Source organism: Achromobacter spanius, from assembly GCF_002812705.1.
Classification (GTDB): Bacteria; Pseudomonadota; Gammaproteobacteria; order Burkholderiales; family Burkholderiaceae_B; genus Achromobacter; species Achromobacter spanius.
The window spans coordinates 1,533,888-1,550,028 of the sequence record NZ_CP025030.1; the positions used below are offsets into that span (position 1 = coordinate 1,533,888).

At 63.4% G+C, this 16,141-nt stretch carries 16 protein-coding genes; 10 read left to right on the forward strand and 6 right to left on the reverse strand.

The annotated features are described in order from the left end of the window. Positions 1-149 precede the first annotated feature (149 nt). The 6 genes from CVS48_RS06930 to clsB all read left to right on the forward strand — a co-directional run bounded on the left by CVS48_RS06930 (position 150) and on the right by clsB (position 6,834). Positions 150-1,433: a putative Na+/H+ antiporter gene (locus tag CVS48_RS06930; protein ID WP_100853802.1), complete on the forward strand. Its 1,284-nt coding sequence runs from the start codon at positions 150-152 to the stop codon at positions 1,431-1,433. 209 nt (positions 1,434-1,642) lie between these two features. Next, positions 1,643-1,975, forward strand: coding sequence for an FmdB family zinc ribbon protein (locus tag CVS48_RS06935; RefSeq protein ID WP_100853803.1), 333 nt, complete (start codon positions 1,643-1,645; stop codon positions 1,973-1,975). Positions 1,976-1,991: 16 nt separating this feature from the next. Continuing rightward, positions 1,992-2,657 (forward strand): DUF502 domain-containing protein, encoded by a 666-nt coding sequence (locus CVS48_RS06940; RefSeq protein ID WP_167400956.1) that lies wholly within the window; start codon positions 1,992-1,994, stop codon positions 2,655-2,657. Positions 2,658-2,697: 40 nt separating this feature from the next. Further along, on the forward strand, positions 2,698-4,482 hold the full coding sequence (aspS, locus tag CVS48_RS06945) for an aspartate--tRNA ligase (RefSeq protein ID WP_100853805.1): 1,785 nt from the start codon (positions 2,698-2,700) through the stop codon (positions 4,480-4,482). 277 nt (positions 4,483-4,759) lie between these two features. Then, on the forward strand, positions 4,760-5,626 hold the full coding sequence (locus CVS48_RS06950; protein WP_100853806.1) for an endonuclease/exonuclease/phosphatase family protein: 867 nt from the start codon (positions 4,760-4,762) through the stop codon (positions 5,624-5,626). Further along, positions 5,623-6,834 (forward strand): cardiolipin synthase ClsB, encoded by a 1,212-nt coding sequence (clsB, locus tag CVS48_RS06955; RefSeq protein WP_100853807.1) that lies wholly within the window; start codon positions 5,623-5,625, stop codon positions 6,832-6,834. Before CVS48_RS06950 ends, clsB begins: the two co-directional genes overlap by 4 nt. 9 nt (positions 6,835-6,843) lie before the next feature. On the opposite strand, the gene CVS48_RS06960 is transcribed toward clsB, so the two are convergent. The 3 genes from CVS48_RS06960 to CVS48_RS06970 all read right to left on the reverse strand — a co-directional run bounded on the left by CVS48_RS06960 (position 6,844) and on the right by CVS48_RS06970 (position 9,753). Beyond that, positions 6,844-7,713 carry a DMT family transporter gene (locus CVS48_RS06960; RefSeq protein WP_100853808.1) on the reverse strand — a complete coding sequence of 290 codons (870 nt, stop codon included), beginning with the start codon at positions 7,711-7,713 and terminating at the stop codon, positions 6,844-6,846. A gap of 18 nt (positions 7,714-7,731) precedes the next feature. Continuing rightward, on the reverse strand, positions 7,732-9,084 hold the full coding sequence (locus CVS48_RS06965) for an MFS transporter (protein WP_167400957.1): 1,353 nt from the start codon (positions 9,082-9,084) through the stop codon (positions 7,732-7,734). Positions 9,085-9,183: 99 nt separating this feature from the next. After that, positions 9,184-9,753: an SRPBCC family protein gene (locus CVS48_RS06970; RefSeq protein ID WP_100853810.1), complete on the reverse strand. Its 570-nt coding sequence runs from the start codon at positions 9,751-9,753 to the stop codon at positions 9,184-9,186. A gap of 179 nt (positions 9,754-9,932) precedes the next feature. On the opposite strand from CVS48_RS06970, the gene rfbB reads away from it, so the two are divergent. Genes rfbB through rfbC form a run of 4 tightly spaced genes read left to right on the forward strand, consistent with a single transcriptional unit; the run spans position 9,933 to position 13,310 of the window. After that, positions 9,933-10,994, forward strand: a complete 1,062-nt coding sequence (rfbB, locus tag CVS48_RS06975; RefSeq protein WP_100853811.1) for a dTDP-glucose 4,6-dehydratase — start codon at positions 9,933-9,935, stop codon at positions 10,992-10,994. Further along, positions 10,991-11,887, forward strand: a complete 897-nt coding sequence (gene rfbD, locus CVS48_RS06980) for a dTDP-4-dehydrorhamnose reductase (protein ID WP_100853812.1) — start codon at positions 10,991-10,993, stop codon at positions 11,885-11,887. Before rfbB ends, rfbD begins: the two co-directional genes overlap by 4 nt. Continuing rightward, on the forward strand, positions 11,884-12,765 hold the full coding sequence (gene rfbA / locus CVS48_RS06985) for a glucose-1-phosphate thymidylyltransferase RfbA (protein ID WP_100853813.1): 882 nt from the start codon (positions 11,884-11,886) through the stop codon (positions 12,763-12,765). Before rfbD ends, rfbA begins: the two co-directional genes overlap by 4 nt. Further along, positions 12,765-13,310 carry a dTDP-4-dehydrorhamnose 3,5-epimerase gene (rfbC, locus tag CVS48_RS06990; protein WP_100853814.1) on the forward strand — a complete coding sequence of 182 codons (546 nt, stop codon included), beginning with the start codon at positions 12,765-12,767 and terminating at the stop codon, positions 13,308-13,310. Before rfbA ends, rfbC begins: the two co-directional genes overlap by 1 nt. Here rfbC and CVS48_RS06995 read toward each other — a convergent pair. The 3 genes from CVS48_RS06995 to CVS48_RS07005 are packed head-to-tail and all read right to left on the reverse strand — an operon-like array spanning position 13,295 to position 16,123. Continuing rightward, entirely contained in the window at positions 13,295-14,359 is a 1,065-nt protein-coding gene (locus CVS48_RS06995) for an MraY family glycosyltransferase (protein ID WP_100853815.1), read from the reverse strand. The genes rfbC and CVS48_RS06995 overlap by 16 nt on opposite strands. Beyond that, positions 14,356-15,243, reverse strand: a complete 888-nt coding sequence (locus CVS48_RS07000) for an NAD-dependent epimerase/dehydratase family protein (protein WP_208636255.1) — start codon at positions 15,241-15,243, stop codon at positions 14,356-14,358. The genes CVS48_RS06995 and CVS48_RS07000 overlap by 4 nt, the downstream gene beginning before the upstream one ends. Continuing rightward, on the reverse strand, positions 15,224-16,123 hold the full coding sequence (locus tag CVS48_RS07005) for a glycosyltransferase family 2 protein (RefSeq protein WP_100853817.1): 900 nt from the start codon (positions 16,121-16,123) through the stop codon (positions 15,224-15,226). The genes CVS48_RS07000 and CVS48_RS07005 overlap by 20 nt, the downstream gene beginning before the upstream one ends. Positions 16,124-16,141: the final 18 nt, after the last annotated feature.

Sequence of the window (16,141 nt, forward strand, 5' to 3'; positions counted from 1 at the left end):
ACGTAGCGCGGTGCGCCTTGGTGTAGTCCCTGCGTTACACGGCAATATGCCTGCGTTATATTGCCTGCCTTGTTCGGTGAGCAGCGCCGGATCGCGTTCGCATCGCGTGAGTTTCCGTTGCGTGATTCTTTATTTCGGAAGTCCCTCTTATGCCCCAGCCTATTGAAGTCATCGCCACCATCCTGTTTGCCGTGGCGGTTCTTCATACCTTTTCCGTTCCCGTTTTTGCGCGGCTTGCCCATCGCGGCGGCCCGCACGCGGGCATCTGGCATTTGTTCGCCGAGGTGGAGGCAGTGTTCGGCGTCTGGGCATTTGCGCTGATCGTGACGATGGCGGCGTTGTCAGGCCCCACCAGCGCCATCAACTACATGGACACGCGCAACTTCACCGAGCCGCTGTTCGTTTTCGTGATCATGGTGGTGGCGGCCAGCCGGCCGATCCTGGAAATGGTGGGGCTGATGGTGCGCATCGTGGCGCGCGTGCTGCCGCTGCCGCGCGAGCTGGCGACCTTCTTCGTGGTGATGTCCCTGGTGCCGCTGGGCGGCTCCTTCATTACCGAGCCCGCCGCCATGACGCTGGCCGCCATCTTGCTGCGCGATGCCTATTTCCGCACGAGCGGCCGCGCCGGCTTCAAATACCTGACCTTGGGCGTGCTGTTCGTGAACGTGTCCATTGGTGGTGTATTGACGTCCTACGCCGCGCCGCCGGTGCTGATGGTGGCATCCACCTTCGGATGGGACGCCGCGCACATGGTGCAGCATTTCGGCTGGCGTGCCGCGGTGGCGGTCCTGCTGAACGCAGGCATCCTGACCTTCGTCTGCCGTAAGGCGCTGATGGAACGCTCGGTGGGTACGGGCGGCGGGGTGGATGCACCGGATGGGTCGGATTCCCGTCCCCCGGTGCCGGTGCTCGTCATCCTGGTGCATCTGGCGTTCCTGGTGGCCGTGGTGCTCACCGCCCATCACCCGGCCATCTTCATGGGCCTGCTGATGATGTTCATCGGCTTTTCGGAAGCCTATAAGCGCCATCAGAACCGCCTGCTGATCAAGGAAGGCCTGATGGTGGGCTTCTTCCTGGCCGGGCTGGTGGTACTGGGCGGCTTGCAAAAATGGTGGTTGCAGGACTTGCTGGGCGGGCTGGAACCGTTCGTGCTGTTCTGGGGCGCCACGGCGCTGACGGCCATTACCGACAATGCCGCGTTGACGTACCTGGGCTCGCTGGTCGAAGGCACGAACGAGACTTGGCGCTACATGCTGGTGGCCGGCGCAGTCACGGGCGGCGGCTTGACCGTGATTGCCAACGCGCCCAATCCGGCAGGCTTCGCCATCTTGAAGAACCACTTCCCGGACGGCAGTATTTCGTCGGGCCGCCTGTTCCTGTCGGCCCTCGCGCCCACCCTGGTCGCGGCCATCATGTTCCTGCTTCCGGTATAGGCAAAGGCGGCTGGCGGCACGGGGGGCAGGCCCCCGCGGTGCCGCTTGGCGCCCCAGGGCCGGGCCGGACACCGACGGTTCATGAAAAACCGCTAAAATTCAAGACTTTCCCGAATTTTTTTCCGGCCTTGCCCTCCCGTCGCCCCAGACTGCATTTGTCTGGCGACCGACGGCTTTTTATTTTCCGGGCGCGCGCCTGGGAGCCCTTGATGCCCATCTACGCCTATAAGTGCAGCGCCTGCGGCCATGCCAAAGACGTCTTGCAGAAGCTTTCCGATGCACCCCTTTCGGTTTGCCCCGAATGCGGCCAAAGCACGTTTTCCAAGCAGGTGACCGCGGCTGGATTCCAGCTCAAGGGTTCCGGCTGGTACGTCACCGATTTCCGTGGCAATGGTTCCGGGGGCGCTGCGCCCACAGGGACGGCGGCCGAAGGTGGGGCGCCTGCTTCGGCGCCGGCCGCCACGCCGGCGGCAACTCCAGCGGCTCCTGCGGCAGGCGCTCCTGCCGCAAGCGCGCCTGCCGCAGGGTCGTCCGCCACCTAGAGCCCTTGCGATGCGGATGCGCCTTATCAAAAAGTACTTCATCACCGGCCTGCTGATCTGGGTTCCCCTGGTCATCACGGTGTGGGTGCTGGGTTTGCTGGTCGCCACCCTGGAAGGGTTCGTGCCTGGCTTTCTGTCGTCCGAATCGCTGTTCGGCATCGACATCCCCGGCTTCCGCTTCGTCCTGGTCATTGTGGTGGTGCTGTTGACGGGCGTGTTTGCGGCTAACCTGATCGGCCGTACCATGGTGGACCAGTGGGAAAACCTGCTCGGCCGTATTCCGCTGGTGCGTTCCATCTATAACTCGGTCAAGCAGGTCAGCGATACCGTGCTTGCCCCGAACGGACAGGCGTTTCGCCGCGCGGTGCTGGTGCAGTATCCGCGGGCGGGTTCCTGGACCATCGCTTTTGTCACCGGCACACCCAGCGGTGAAGTGGCCAGCCTGATGCCAGGCGACCACATCAGCGTGTATGTGCCGACGACGCCGAACCCCACGTCCGGCTTTTTCCTGATGATGCCTCGCGCTGATGTGATTGATCTTCAGATGAGCGTGGACGCGGCTTTGAAGTACATCGTTTCCATGGGCGTGGTCGCCCCGGCCCAGGCGCTTGCGCCCGAGGGCCAACCGGCTTCGCTCTCTCCGGCGCCTGGCGTGCAAGACGCGCCGCGCGCCGATTCGTAACCCTTACGCTCAAACTAAGCACACAACGGAGTCATCCCGCATGCGTACCTGCTACACCGGCCAGGTTTGCCGTGACCATCTCGGCCAGACCGTCACCCTGTACGGCTGGGTGAACCGCCGCCGCGACCACGGCGGGGTCATCTTCATCGACTTGCGCGACCGCGCGGGCCTGGCCCAGATCGTGTTCGATCCGGACAACGCCGCCTTCGCCACCGCCGAGCGCCTGCGCAATGAATTCTGCGTCCGCGTCACCGGCCTGGTGCGCGAGCGTCCGGCCGGCACCGCCAACAGCGAACTGGCTTCGGGCGAAATCGAAGTGCTGTGCAAGGAAGTCGAAATCCTGAACGCGTCGGTCACGCCGCCGTTCCAGTTGGATGACGACAACCTGTCGGAAACCACCCGCCTGACGCACCGCGTGCTGGACCTGCGCCGCCCGCAAATGCAGCGCAACCTGATGCTGCGTTACCGCGTGTCGATCGAAACGCGCAAGTTCCTGGACCAGCTGGGCTTCATCGATATCGAAACCCCGATGCTGGCCAAGAGCACGCCCGAAGGCGCGCGCGACTACCTGGTGCCTTCGCGTGTCAACGCCGGCCACTTCTTCGCGCTGCCGCAGTCGCCGCAGTTGTTCAAGCAGATGCTGATGGTGTCGGGCTTTGACCGCTACTACCAGATCACCAAGTGCTTCCGCGACGAAGACTTGCGCGCTGACCGTCAGCCCGAATTCACTCAGATCGACTGCGAAACCTCGTTCCTGAACGAGTTCGAGATCCGTGAAATCTTCGAGAACCTGATCCGTCACGTCTTCAAGGTCGTGCAGGGTGTGGACCTGGCGTCGCCGTTCCCCATCATGCCGTGGACGGAAGCGATGCGCCGCTACGGTTCGGACAAGCCGGACCTGCGCGTGAAGCTCGAATTCACCGACATGACCGACGTCATGCGTGATGTGGACTTCAAGGTGTTTGCCGCCGCCGCCACGGCGCCCGGCAGCCGCGTGGTCGCCCTGCGCGTGCCCGGCGGCGCGGAAATGTCCCGCAGCGAAATCGACGGCTACACGCAGTTCGTCGGCATCTACGGCGCCAAGGGCCTGGCCTACATCAAGGTCAACGAAGTGGCCAAGGGCCGTGATGGCCTGCAATCGCCCATCGTCAAGAACCTGCACGACGCCGCGCTGGCCGAACTGGTCAAGCGCACCGGCGCGCAAGATGGCGACATCATTTTCTTTGGCGCGGATCGCGAGAAGGTCGTCAACGACGCCATCGGCGCGCTGCGCGTGAAGATCGGCCACAGCGAATTCGGCAAGAAGACGGGCCTGTTCGAAGCCGGTTGGCAGCCGCTGTGGGTGGTTGACTTCCCGATGTTCGAATACGACGAGGAAGACGGCCGCTACACCGCTGCCCACCACCCGTTCACCAGCCCGAAGGACGGCCACGAAGACTTCCTGGAAACCGATCCCAGCAAGGCGTTCGCCAAGGCCTACGACATGGTGCTGAACGGTTGGGAAATCGGCGGCGGCTCGGTCCGTATCCACCGCGAAGAAGTGCAAAGCAAGGTGTTCCGCGCGCTGAAGATCGGCGCCGAGGAAGCCCAGGAAAAGTTCGGCTACCTGCTGGACGCGCTGCAGTATGGCGCGCCTCCGCACGGTGGTATCGCGTTCGGTCTGGACCGCATCGTCACGATGATGACCGGCGCCGAATCGATCCGCGACGTGATCGCCTTCCCGAAGACGCAACGCGCTCAGGATCTGCTGACGCAAGCGCCTTCCGAAGTCGACGAAAAGCAGCTGCGCGAATTGCACATCCGCTTGCGTAACGTCGAAAAGTAAGGGACCCCCCCGAGGCGCCGGGGGCGCCTCCCCCCCAGGGGGGCGCCTCACGGGACCGGCGGAGCCGGATCCTCGGCGGCCCGGCTTGTGGCGCGGCATGGGCTTGCGGCGGGTTGCGTTCTTTGGCGGCTTGGCTTGCGATAAGTGTGTTCTTGTTGCGGCTAGGGCTTGCTGAATTGGAGTAATCTGGCAAACGCCGCTTTGTTGGCGGTGCTTGCCGGGGCTGCTTTTGGGCCCGGCTTGTGGTTCCTCTGCTTTCAAAGGCGCCATCGCTTTTATGTCGCTCATCCGTGTCGTCAGCTACAACATTCACAAGGGCCGTTCGGCATTGGGCCGGCTCGACTCCCTGAATGAACTTCGCTTGGGGCTGTATGGCCTGCGCCCAGATTTGGTCTTCCTGCAGGAAGTCCAGGGCCGCAACGAGCAACGATCCCTGCTCCACGCGCAACACGAATCCCTGGCCGCCGCCTTGCGGCTGGACGTGGCTTACGGCCGCAATGCTGTCCGCCACGCCACGGACCATGGCAACGCGCTGCTGTCGCGCTTTCCCATTCTTGATCACGAAAACCTCGACATCTCCGACCATCGCCTGGAGCAACGTGGCCTGCTGCATGCGCGCATCGACGTGGGCGACCGGCCGGTGCATTGCTTTGTGGTGCATCTGGGCCTGTTTGCCGGCAGCCGCACGCGCCAGGTGCTGGCGTTGACCGAGCGGATCCGACGCATGGTGCCGGACGGTGAGCCCATTCTGATCGCAGGGGATTTCAACGATTGGAATGACCGGCTGGCGCCGCTGTTCGTTCAACAGTTGGGGCTGTATGAAGTGTTTTCCCATGCGCCCCGCAGTCATGGCGGCGAATTGCCGCGCTTGCGCGATTCAGTCAAACGGCTGAGCAACGCGCTGCGCGGGTTGCCCAATGGCGGCTTATCCGTCATGGAACGCACCAACCAACTTGGCATGGACGGCAGCGCGCGCATGCTGCAGCCGCCGCCCCGCACGTTTCCCGCCGTGTTCCCGTGGTTTCGCCTGGACCGCATTTACCAGCGCGGGTTTGCCGTGCGCAGCGCGCGCGTGTTGCGCGGCCGGGAGTGGGCGCGGCTGTCGGATCACTCCCCCTTGCTGGCGGAGCTGGAACTTCCGTGAAGACCGAGCAGGTCAAGCTGGAATGGACGGACGGCAACAACATCCGCTTGTTGCAGAACGGCGCCGACTTCTTCCCCGCGCTGTGTTCGGCTATCGACGCCGCGCAGGTCAGCGTGCATCTGGAAACCTATATTTTCATGGTGGATCGCACCGGCTCGCAGGTGCTGGAGTGCCTGACGGCGGCGGCGCGGCGCGGCGTCAAAGTGCGGGTGGTGCTGGACGGCTTCGGCAGCGCCATGAACGTCGAGCACGTGCGCGCGATGCTGCTGGACGCAGGCGCCCAATGCCGCATCTTCCGGCCTGAACCGCGCTGGTTCGCTCGCTTTATTCCGTCGCGCAGCCGGCTGCGACGGCTGCATCGCAAGGTCACCATTGTGGATGGACGCATTGCGTTCATCGGCGGCATCAACGTCATCGATGATTACGATGATTTGGATCCTACGGACGGCATCTCCGCGCCGCGCTTTGATTTCGCGGTGCAGGTAGAAGGCCCGCTCGTCACCGAAGCGGCCTACGCGCAGGACTTGCTGTGGGTGCGCTTGAATTGGGCGCGGTTGCGGCGCCATCCGCGCGACTGGAGCCGCATGCGGCTCACCAAGCCGCACCATGCGCCGGTTGAACCTTGCGGCACCTTGCGCGCGGCGCTGGTGCTGCGTGACAACCTGCGGTATCGCCAGACGTTCGAACGCGCGTATCTGTATGGCATCACTCAGGCGCGTCGCGACATTCTTATCGCCAACGCGTATTTCTTTCCCGGGCGCCAGTTCCGACGCGCACTGGCCAAAGCCGCCGCGCGTGGTGTGCGGGTACGGTTGCTGCTGCAAGGCAAGGTCGAATACCGCATGCAGTACCACGCCACCCGTTCCCTATACGACCAGTTGCTGCGCGACGGCATCGAGATCTTCGAGTACATGCCGGGATACCTGCATGCCAAGGTCGCCGTCATTGATAACGTGGCCACGGTGGGTTCGTCCAATCTGGATCCGTTCAGCCTGCTGCTGGCGCGCGAGGCCAACGTCGTCGTCGACAGCCAGCCCTTTGCGTGGGACCTGCAAGAACGCCTGGAAGCGGCCATACGCGAAGGCGGCCGCTTCATCCGGCCGTTGGATTACCAGCGCCGGGGATGGTTGCGGCGCTGGGTGGACGCGGTGTCCTATACGCTGCTGCGCATCGGCGTGGCGTTGACGGGGTCGTCGGATAAATACTGAAGCGCCGACTCAGGTACGGCGCTTGATCAGCCCCAAGGCCAGCGCGGTGCCAACCAGGATGATGGCGGCGCCCAGCGCGATGGACGGCGTGATGCTTTCGTCCAACAACCACGCGCCCCACACCACGCCGAAAATCGGCACCAGGAAGGTGACGCTGACGGCGGCGGTCGGCCCCACATTGGCGATCAGCCGGAAGAAAATGATGTAGGCCGCGCCGGTGCAGACGACAGCCAGCAAGATCGTGGAGATCCAGGCGGTCATCGACGCGGGCGTCTCCGGCCAAGCCGACACGGCCAGCGGCAGCAGCACGAGCGAGGCCGCGATCATGCTGCCCGTGGCGCTGGCCAAGGCGTCCACGCCGGTCAGGAAACGCTTGGTCCAGTTGGCGGCGATGCCGTAGAACACGGGCGCCGACACGGCGGCCAGCACGGCGGGCCCGGTGCCCCCGGCCTGGAAATTCAGCTTGTCCCACACCAGCACGATGATGCCCACGAACCCGATCAACAGGCCCAGCGACCGCATCCACGGCAACCTGTCTTTCAGCCACAGCCACCCGACGACCGCGCCCCATACCGGCGTCACCGCGTTGGCCACCGACAGGAACCCAGCGCCCAGCGATTGCGCCGCGTAGGCATACAGCAGGAAGGGCACGGCGGCGTTCAAGGTGCCCACCACCAGCAGCGCCTTCCAGTGCCGCGCAATCAAGGGCAGCTTGCCGCGCCAGATGGCCGCCGGCAGCAGGAACAGCGCCGCCAGGCCGACACGCAATTCGATCAGGGCGATGGGCCCGAAGTCCTGCACGGCAAGGCGCATGAACAGAAAAGAGCCGCCCCAGACCGCCGCCAGCAGCAGCAGGTCCAACAGATTGCGTTGACGCATGATGTGTCTCGGTTTGCCTTATTTCCGGCCAGTGACCAGATTCTTCATCTTGACTCGATGCGCAAGCAGCGCGCAGGCCAGGGACAGGACAATACACAAGACCAGGCCGGCCCGCACTCCGTTTAGTACCGTGCCGTGTGAAATCATGATGCCCACCAGCGCGGTACCCAAGGCGCTGCCGATCGCGCGCGTGGTCTGGACCAGCGCCGACGCCACGCCCACGTCGCGGCGTTCGCTCAGCATCTGCATGAAGAGCGTCAGATTGGGAAGTAGAAAGCCCAGCGCGCAGCCGTTGACGAAGAAAGCGGCAAGAATCCACCAGGCCGAGGTCCCGGGCGAGATCAACAGCACCATCAGCGTACCGCCCGCCAGGAGGAGGCCGCCGAACACCATCAGGCGTTGCGGTTCAGTCTGCTTGGGAAACATCCGGCCATTGATGATGCTGCCGACTGAAATCGCCGCGACCAGCGGGGTCAGCAGCAAACCCGCTTCGCTGGGCGAGTAGCCCAACACCTGCTGCAACAACAGCGGGCTATAGAAGATCAGCACAAACATGACCGCGCCCACCATCATGGCGGACAGGTTCAGCAGGCGGGATTCCTGCCCGGCCAGCACGCGTAGCGGAAAAATGGGGGACTTTACGCGGCGTTCGGTGGGGATAAGGATGGCGATGGCGGCCACGCCAATCACCGCCAACATGGCACCCAGCAAGGGATGGGCATGTTCGCCCCGGGCGAAGGCCAGTTCCAGCGCCGCCAGCGGGGCGCCCACGGCCAAGACCAGCAAGATGGCGCCTACCCAGTCGATCTTGCGGCTGCCATCGTGCATGGGGCGGATGCGCGGGAAGTAGCGCGCCAACAGAAAAAACGCGCCGGCGGCCGCGATAGGCGAAATGAAGAACGCCGCACGCCATCCCAGCGCCTGGGTCGCCGCGCCGCCCAGCACCGGGCCGATCCCGCTGGCCATGGCAAACGCGGCGGACACCAAGGCCATCCAGCGCACCCGCTGCTTGGCATCGGGAAACAGGTCGGCCGGCGCCGCGAACGCGGTGGCGATCATCATGCCGCCGCCGACCCCTTGAAGGGTGCGGAACACGATCAGTTGCGTCATGGACTGCGCCAGTCCACAGGCGATGGAGCCCAGCGCGATGATAAGCACGGACACCAGCATCAAGGGCTTGCGGCCGAACATGTCGCCCAGCCGGCCAAAGATCAGGATGGACGCCGCGGTGGCCAGCAGATAGCCGGTGCCCACCCAGGCGTAAAGCGCCATGCCGTTCAGGGCCTCGGCCACGCGAGGCAGGGTGGTGCTGATAATGGTGGAATCCAGCGCGGCCAGCACCACCGTCGCCGACACGCCCGCCATGGCCATCAGCAAGTCTCGTCGAGAGCGAGGGGATTCGGCGGCTGGCTGTGTCGGTGGCGGCGGCGGAGTCATGCTGCCTAGGATATCACCGGCCCACTAGGGTTTTCACTTGTAAAACGAGTGATACCCCCAGAAAACCGCGATAACCAGCACGACCAACAACCATGACCATCGGGAATTGGACAGGCCGCGGGGTTCGGGCTCGGGAGGAGGGGGCGGCGGCGCGACGCGCGGCTGGGCCGCCATGTGGTCGATGAAGGCGGCAAAGAACTTCTGGATGATCTTGTCGCCCGCTTTCAGCAGCAGGCCTTCCCCGCACTCGGCCAACTTGCCCCCGGCCATGCCCGCCACGGTGTAGGCGACGCGGGTGCCTTGGTCCTTGGTGCTGAGGTTGACCTGCGCGGTACCGATGGCCAGGCAGGCTGCGCGGCCCTTGCCTTCGAAGACCAGCGTGCAACTGTCAGGGGCGTTGACGTCCGAGAGCAGGATCTCGCCCTCGTAGTCGGTGTCGATCCCCGCGATGTTGGCCCGCAAGGTGACGGCGTATTCGGTAGGGGACCGTTGCGTCACGTTCACGCATCCCGGTATGCATCGCTGCAACACCGCCGGATCCGTGAGGGAATCCCAGGTTTGGTGCTGGGTGGAGGGAATCCATTGGGCATCGGCAATGCGCATGGCTGTCTCCTTGCTTGGCGTTGTTGTAAGTTCATTTTGGACTTAATCCACGGAAATGCCAACCATACGTCGGCAGGCGCTGAGTGGGGCCCGAGTATGCGCATGGCGTGGAGGTAAAATACCGAGTTCCGCTGGCCATACCCGAGGGGTGGCGGCAATCTACTCTGGCGCGCATTTCCATGAGCATTCTTGTTAGCGGTGGGGCCGGTTTCATTGGCTCGAATTTCGTGCTCGATTGGTTGGGCGATTCTGGCGAACCGGTGGTCACGCTGGATAAGCTGACCTATGCGGGCAATCCCGCCAATCTGGCGTCGTTGCATGGCGATCCGCGGCATGAGCTGGTGGTGGGCGACATCGGCGACACCAAGTTGGTTGAGTCCCTGCTTGCACAGCATCGTCCGAGGGCAGTGGTCAATTTCGCTGCGGAATCACATGTTGATCGATCCATTCTCGGGCCGGGTGAGTTCATTCAGACCAACATCGTCGGCACCTTCAATCTGCTAGAAGTGGTGCGGAACTACTGGGCCGCGCTACCGCCTCCGGAACGTGCGGCCTTTCGCTTCCTGCACATCTCCACCGACGAGGTGTATGGCTCGCTCGCACCCGGAGACGCAGCCTTCAGCGAGACGCACCGGTACGAACCCAACAGTCCGTATTCGGCCAGCAAGGCGGCAAGTGATCACCTGGTACGCGCTTACCACCATACCTACGGGCTACCGGTACTGACGACGAATTGCTCGAACAACTATGGCCCCTATCATTTCCCCGAGAAGCTGATTCCGCTGGTGATCCACAACGCGCTGGGCGATCGGCCGCTGCCGATCTACGGCGACGGTCAACAGATTCGCGACTGGCTGTACGTCAAGGATCATTGCAGCGCTATCCGCGCCGTGCTGGCGGGCGGCCGGACAGGGGAAACCTATAACGTGGGCGGCTGGAACGAAATGTCCAACCTTGACGTCGTCAAGACCATCTGCCGCCTGCTCGACGAGTTCAAGCCGCGTACTGACGGCCAGCCGTACGAGGCGCAGATCACCTTCGTCAAGGATCGCCCTGGCCACGACCGACGTTACGCCATTGACGCGCGTAAGCTGGAACGAGAGCTGGGATGGAAGCCGGCCGAGACCTTCGCGTCCGGAATCCGTAAGACAGTGCGGTGGTATCTGGATAATCCGCAGTGGGTGGCGGACGTGACCAGCGGTGCGTACCGCAACTGGATGAAGGTACAGTACGACGTATGAAGATTCTGCTGATCGGTGCCAATGGCCAAGTGGGGCAGGAATTGCGGCGGACGTTATTGCCGCTGGCGGAGGTGACGGCCTGGGGGCGGGAAGACGCCGACCTGGCCAGCCCCGACACCTTGCCGTCGATGCTGGCCGCCTGTGCGCCCGACCTGATTGTCAACGCGGCTGCCTATACGGCGGTGGACCAAGCCGAAAGCCAGCCGGATGCCGCCGACGCGGTCAATGCTGTCGCCGTCGCGGCGTTGGCGGCCTACGCCAGGCAGGCTGGCATTCTGCTGGTGCACTACTCCACGGACTATGTGTTCGATGGAACGCTGGATCGGCCATATCGCGAGACCGACACGCCCGCTCCCTTGAACGCGTATGGGCGTTCGAAACTGGCAGGCGAACGGGCTATCGCTCAGAGCGGCTGTCGGGCGCTGGTCTTTCGCATCAGCTGGGTGGTGTCAGCCACCGGGGCGAATTTCGTGAAGACGGTGCTGCGGCTCGCTGGCAGCCGTGATGCCCTGCGCATTGTGGATGACCAGTTCGGCGCCCCGACGGCCGCCGAGCTGGTGGCGGACACGACCGCGCTGGCGATCGCCGCCCACCAACGTGGCGCGCTGTCAGCCGGCGTGTACCATCTGACCGCATCCGGCATGACTTCCTGGTGCGGCCTGGCCCGGCACGTCGTGGCCCGCGCTCGCCACAACGGCGCGGTGTTGAAGGTCGACGAGCGCGGCATCACGGCCATCAGCACGGAGGATTATCCACTGCCCGCCGTCCGGCCGCGGAATTCCCTGATGGACTGCGGCCTCTTGTCCGAGGCGCTGGGGCTGCAATTGCCCCATTGGACGATTCACGTCGACCGCGTCGTGGATCAACTCACCAAACAGGAAAAACGATCATGAAGCGCAAGGGCATCATCCTGGCGGGCGGTTCAGGTACCCGACTGCATCCAGCGACGTTGGCGCTTAGCAAGCAGTTGCTGCCGGTCTACGACAAACCGATGATCTACTATCCCCTGACCACGCTGATGCTGGCTGGCATCAGGGAAATCCTGGTTATTTCCACGCCACAGGATATTCCCAGGTTTCAGCAGTTGCTGGGCACCGGAGAGCGCTGGGGGTTGGACCTCCAGTATGCGGTGCAGCCGTCTCCCGATGGCCTGGCGCAGGCATTCCTGATCGGCGAGTCGTTCATCGGCGACGACTTGTGCGCGTTGGTGCTGGGCGACAACATCTTCTATGGCCACGACTTTCCACAGCTACTGGGCAGCGCAATGCGGCGTGAGCAGGGCGCCAGCGTGTTTGCCTACCATGTGCTGGATCCGGAGCGCTATGGCGTGGCCGAGTTCAATCAAGCAGGAAAGGTGCTGTCTATCGAGGAAAAACCGGCGCAGCCGAAATCGAACTACGCGGTCACGGGCCTGTATTTTTATGATCGCCAGGTGGTCGAGCTGGCCAAGCGTATTCGTCCATCGGCGCGGGGCGAACTCGAGATCACGGATCTGAACCGTTTGTATCTGGAACAGAATCAACTCAACGTCGAGATCATGGGCCGCGGCTACGCCTGGCTGGATACGGGTACGCATGATTCCCTGCTGGACGCGAGCCAGTTTATCGCTACGCTGGAGAATCGCCAGGGCTTGAAAGTCGCCTGTCCCGAAGAAGTTGCCTACCGCAAGAAGTGGATCGACGGGCCGCAGCTCGAAGCGCTGGCGCAGCCTTTGGCCAAGAATGGTTATGGTCAGTACCTGTTGCGTATTCTGAACGAATCGGTGTTTTGATGAAGACCACTCCGCTTGCCATTCGTGACGTGCTGTTGATCGAACCCAGGGTGTTTGGCGACGCGCGCGGCTATTTCTACGAAAGTTTCAACCAGGCTGCGTTTGAGGCGGCGGTGGGTCGTAGGGTCGAGTTCGTGCAGGATAACCATTCGCGGTCGGCCCGCCACGTGTTGCGCGGGCTGCACTATCAAATCCAGTGCACGCAAGGCAAGCTGGTACGGGTGGTGGAAGGCGAAGTGTTTGACGTGGCCGTCGACCTGCGTAAGTCGTCGCCTACGTTCGGGAAATGGGTCGGCGCGGTCCTGTCCCAGGAAAACCGGCAGCAGCTATGGGTGCCGGAAGGCTTTGCGCACGGTTTTGTGGTGTTATCGGATTACGCCAGTTTTCTGTACAAGACCACGGACTATTACGCACCGGAGCACGAGCGCAGCCTCAAGTGGGATGACCCGTCGATTGGCATCGACTGGCCATTCGAGGGTGTGCCGGTTCTTTCGGCCAAGGATCAGGCCGGGGTGGGCTTGGCCGAAGCTCAGGTGTTCGACTGACTGTCCGCGGTCTCTGGACGTCCGGCGCCGAGGCGCACGGCCGCAGCCAGCAGCGGCAAATAGGCAAGCACCGCGAACGCCCACTGCCATTTAGGCCAGGCGACGCTGGCCGCTGCCAGGGGTGCCAACCACAATACATTCACGGCCAGCACAAGGCAGGTGACTCGGCGGTGGCCACGCTTGCGCGGCCCATGCCAACGGCGTGCAAGGTGCTGATAGGCATGGCTGCGATGGGCCTGCAACCATCGCTCGCCTGCCATCATCCGGCGCAATAGCGTCGACGTGGCATCCGATACGAATACGGCGGCAAGAATCAACCACGTCGTCAGCGGTAGCCAGCCTGCCGAGGCCGACAGCAGGGCAAGTGCGAACAAAGAGAAGGCCAGGAATGTGCTGCCCACGTCACCCATGAATATCTTTGCCGGCGGCCAATTGAATGGCAGAAAACCGGCGATCGCACCCACTAACGCCAAATTCCAGAGCCAGATGGGATGGCTGTCGGGAACGGCAGGCGCGACGACTGCGGTCAGTACGGCACCCCCCACTGCCATGAACAGCGCCTGGACACTGGCCAGGCCATCCACGCCGTCCATGAAGTTGAACAGGTTGACCCACCAGATACCGATAAACAGCAGCGGGGCCAGCAGCATAGCGCCACTCAGTGACCAACCGCCCGGCAGGACCAATGGTGGCAACGGGGGCAACACGATCAGGAGCGTGGCGCATACCCCAATCTGTACCAAGAAGCGCACACGTGCTGAAACAGGCGCGACATCATCGCGGAAGCCGACCAGGGCCAGGATGCCGCCGGCGCCAGCGAGCGCTAACCACGCTTGCGGCTGCGCGCTTTGCGTCGCGACCCACAATCCGGAGACGACACCGGCCACCGCCATACCCGCGCCGCCGCCGCCTGGTGTGGGCACCTCGTGCGACGAGCGCTGATTGGGTGCCTGGATCAGGCCCAGCCGGGCTGCGAAACGCAGCGTCAGCACGGTGACGAGACCGGAGAGCAGCAGCGCGGCGCTCAGGAGGATAAGGCCTGGATTCATGCCGGGATGTCGTTTGGTGAAAGATGGAAGGGGCGAGGGCGGAAACCAAGGTCCTGGCGGGCGGCGGTATGGTCGAACACCATATCGCGGTTCATCCGTTCCGCCATGGCGGGCGACCATTTCCGGAAGCGAGGTAGCACGCGCGCAAGGCCTACCGCGATTCGAAACATGAACAGCGGGATGGCGATCATTCGTACCGGTCGGCCCAGGGCCTCGAAGATTCGTGCCACCATCTGGCGGTAGGGCAAGGTCTCGCCACCGGACAGGTTGTAGGCTTGATCGGCGGCCGCAGGCGCGGTCAATGCCGCGACGCAGGCGCTGGCAATATCCAGAGCGTGGACGGGTTGGCGCAGCCCCTGAGCGTGTCCCAAGAGGGGAAACAGCGTAGTGCGCTGTATGAGGCGGGCAATCTCGGAGACGTTTTTGTCTTGGCCGAATCCGTAGATCAGCGTTGGTCGCAAGATCACCCATTCGATATTGCGGCGTTCAGCCCATTGCCGCACTTGTTCTTCCGCTTGCGTGAGCCGCTGTGCTACAGCGTTTTCCTCGTCGTCGCTGGAATCGATCTTGGTGAATCGGCTGGTCGAGGACAACGCCACGACCCGGCGCGCGCCACAGGCTTCCAGCGCCGCGAAATACTGAGGTAGTGTCCAGATGGGCGCCAGGCACAGCCACCAATGAATCGGCGCTTCGTCCGAGGCGAGCACGGGTGGCATCAGGCGCCACGAAATGCCTGTCACGTCCAGGCTCGACGGGCGTGGACGGCGGGAATACGCACACGCATGCCATCCGGACGCCGCCAGTAGCGGTAGCACGGCTTGCCCGACCAGGCTCGATCCGCCCAGAACGGCGACGCGGCGGCCATCAGCCATTCTTGCGTCCATGGATACCGAACCATCGGCACAGCGTGTGGTACAGCGAGACCAGCGAGAAACGTAGCCAGACCCCGGCGGTGACGAGCCACATCAGGGCGCCTGGATACTGGTGACCGAAGAATTTACGGTAGAACCGCATCATGCCGCGGTGCTTGTGCCATTCCACGAACACGGGTCGTGACCGGCTGCAGACTCCCTTATAGTGCAGTACCTTCGCGTCCGGCACGAATAGAATCTTCCAGTGCGCCCGCCAGAACCGCATGCACCAGTCCAGATCTTCGCAGTGCATGAAGTACTCCTCGTCCAGTAGGCCGACTTCGTCGAGTGCTTCACGACGGGTGAACATGCACGCACCTGAGATGGCCTCGACTTCGATCGGGGCGGGTGGCAATGGCTGCTTGTGCAGGTGGAAATCGGTGAAGAGTTTCGGCCAGCGCTTGGCAAGTCGCGCCAGGCCAAATGCCCGCACGAAGGAGCGCCACGGTGTGGGCACGGCCCGCCGGCCACCGGCCTGCTCGGTGCCGTCCGGATTGAGCAGCAGGCCGCCGACCATGCCCGCCCGGGGATTGGCTTCGCACACTGCCTGCAGGCGCGCGAGCGCGCCAGGCTGCAGTTCGCAATCCGGATTCAGGAAAAGCAGATACTTGCACTTGGCTGAGTGGGCTCCGCGATTGCACGCTTTGGCGAAGCCCTGGTTGTCGGGGTTGCGTAGGATGACTAGATTGTCGCGACCGGCGCAGCGTTGTTCGAGGATGGCCAGACTGTCATCCGCGGATGCGTTGTCGACCACGATGATTTCCTGCACGTCATCGATAGCTGACAAGACACAGGCCGCCAATCCTGGGCCGGCGTTGTAGTTCACGATGATGATCGAAGTAGGGCTTTTCATTTGTAGTGCGCGCTGTCT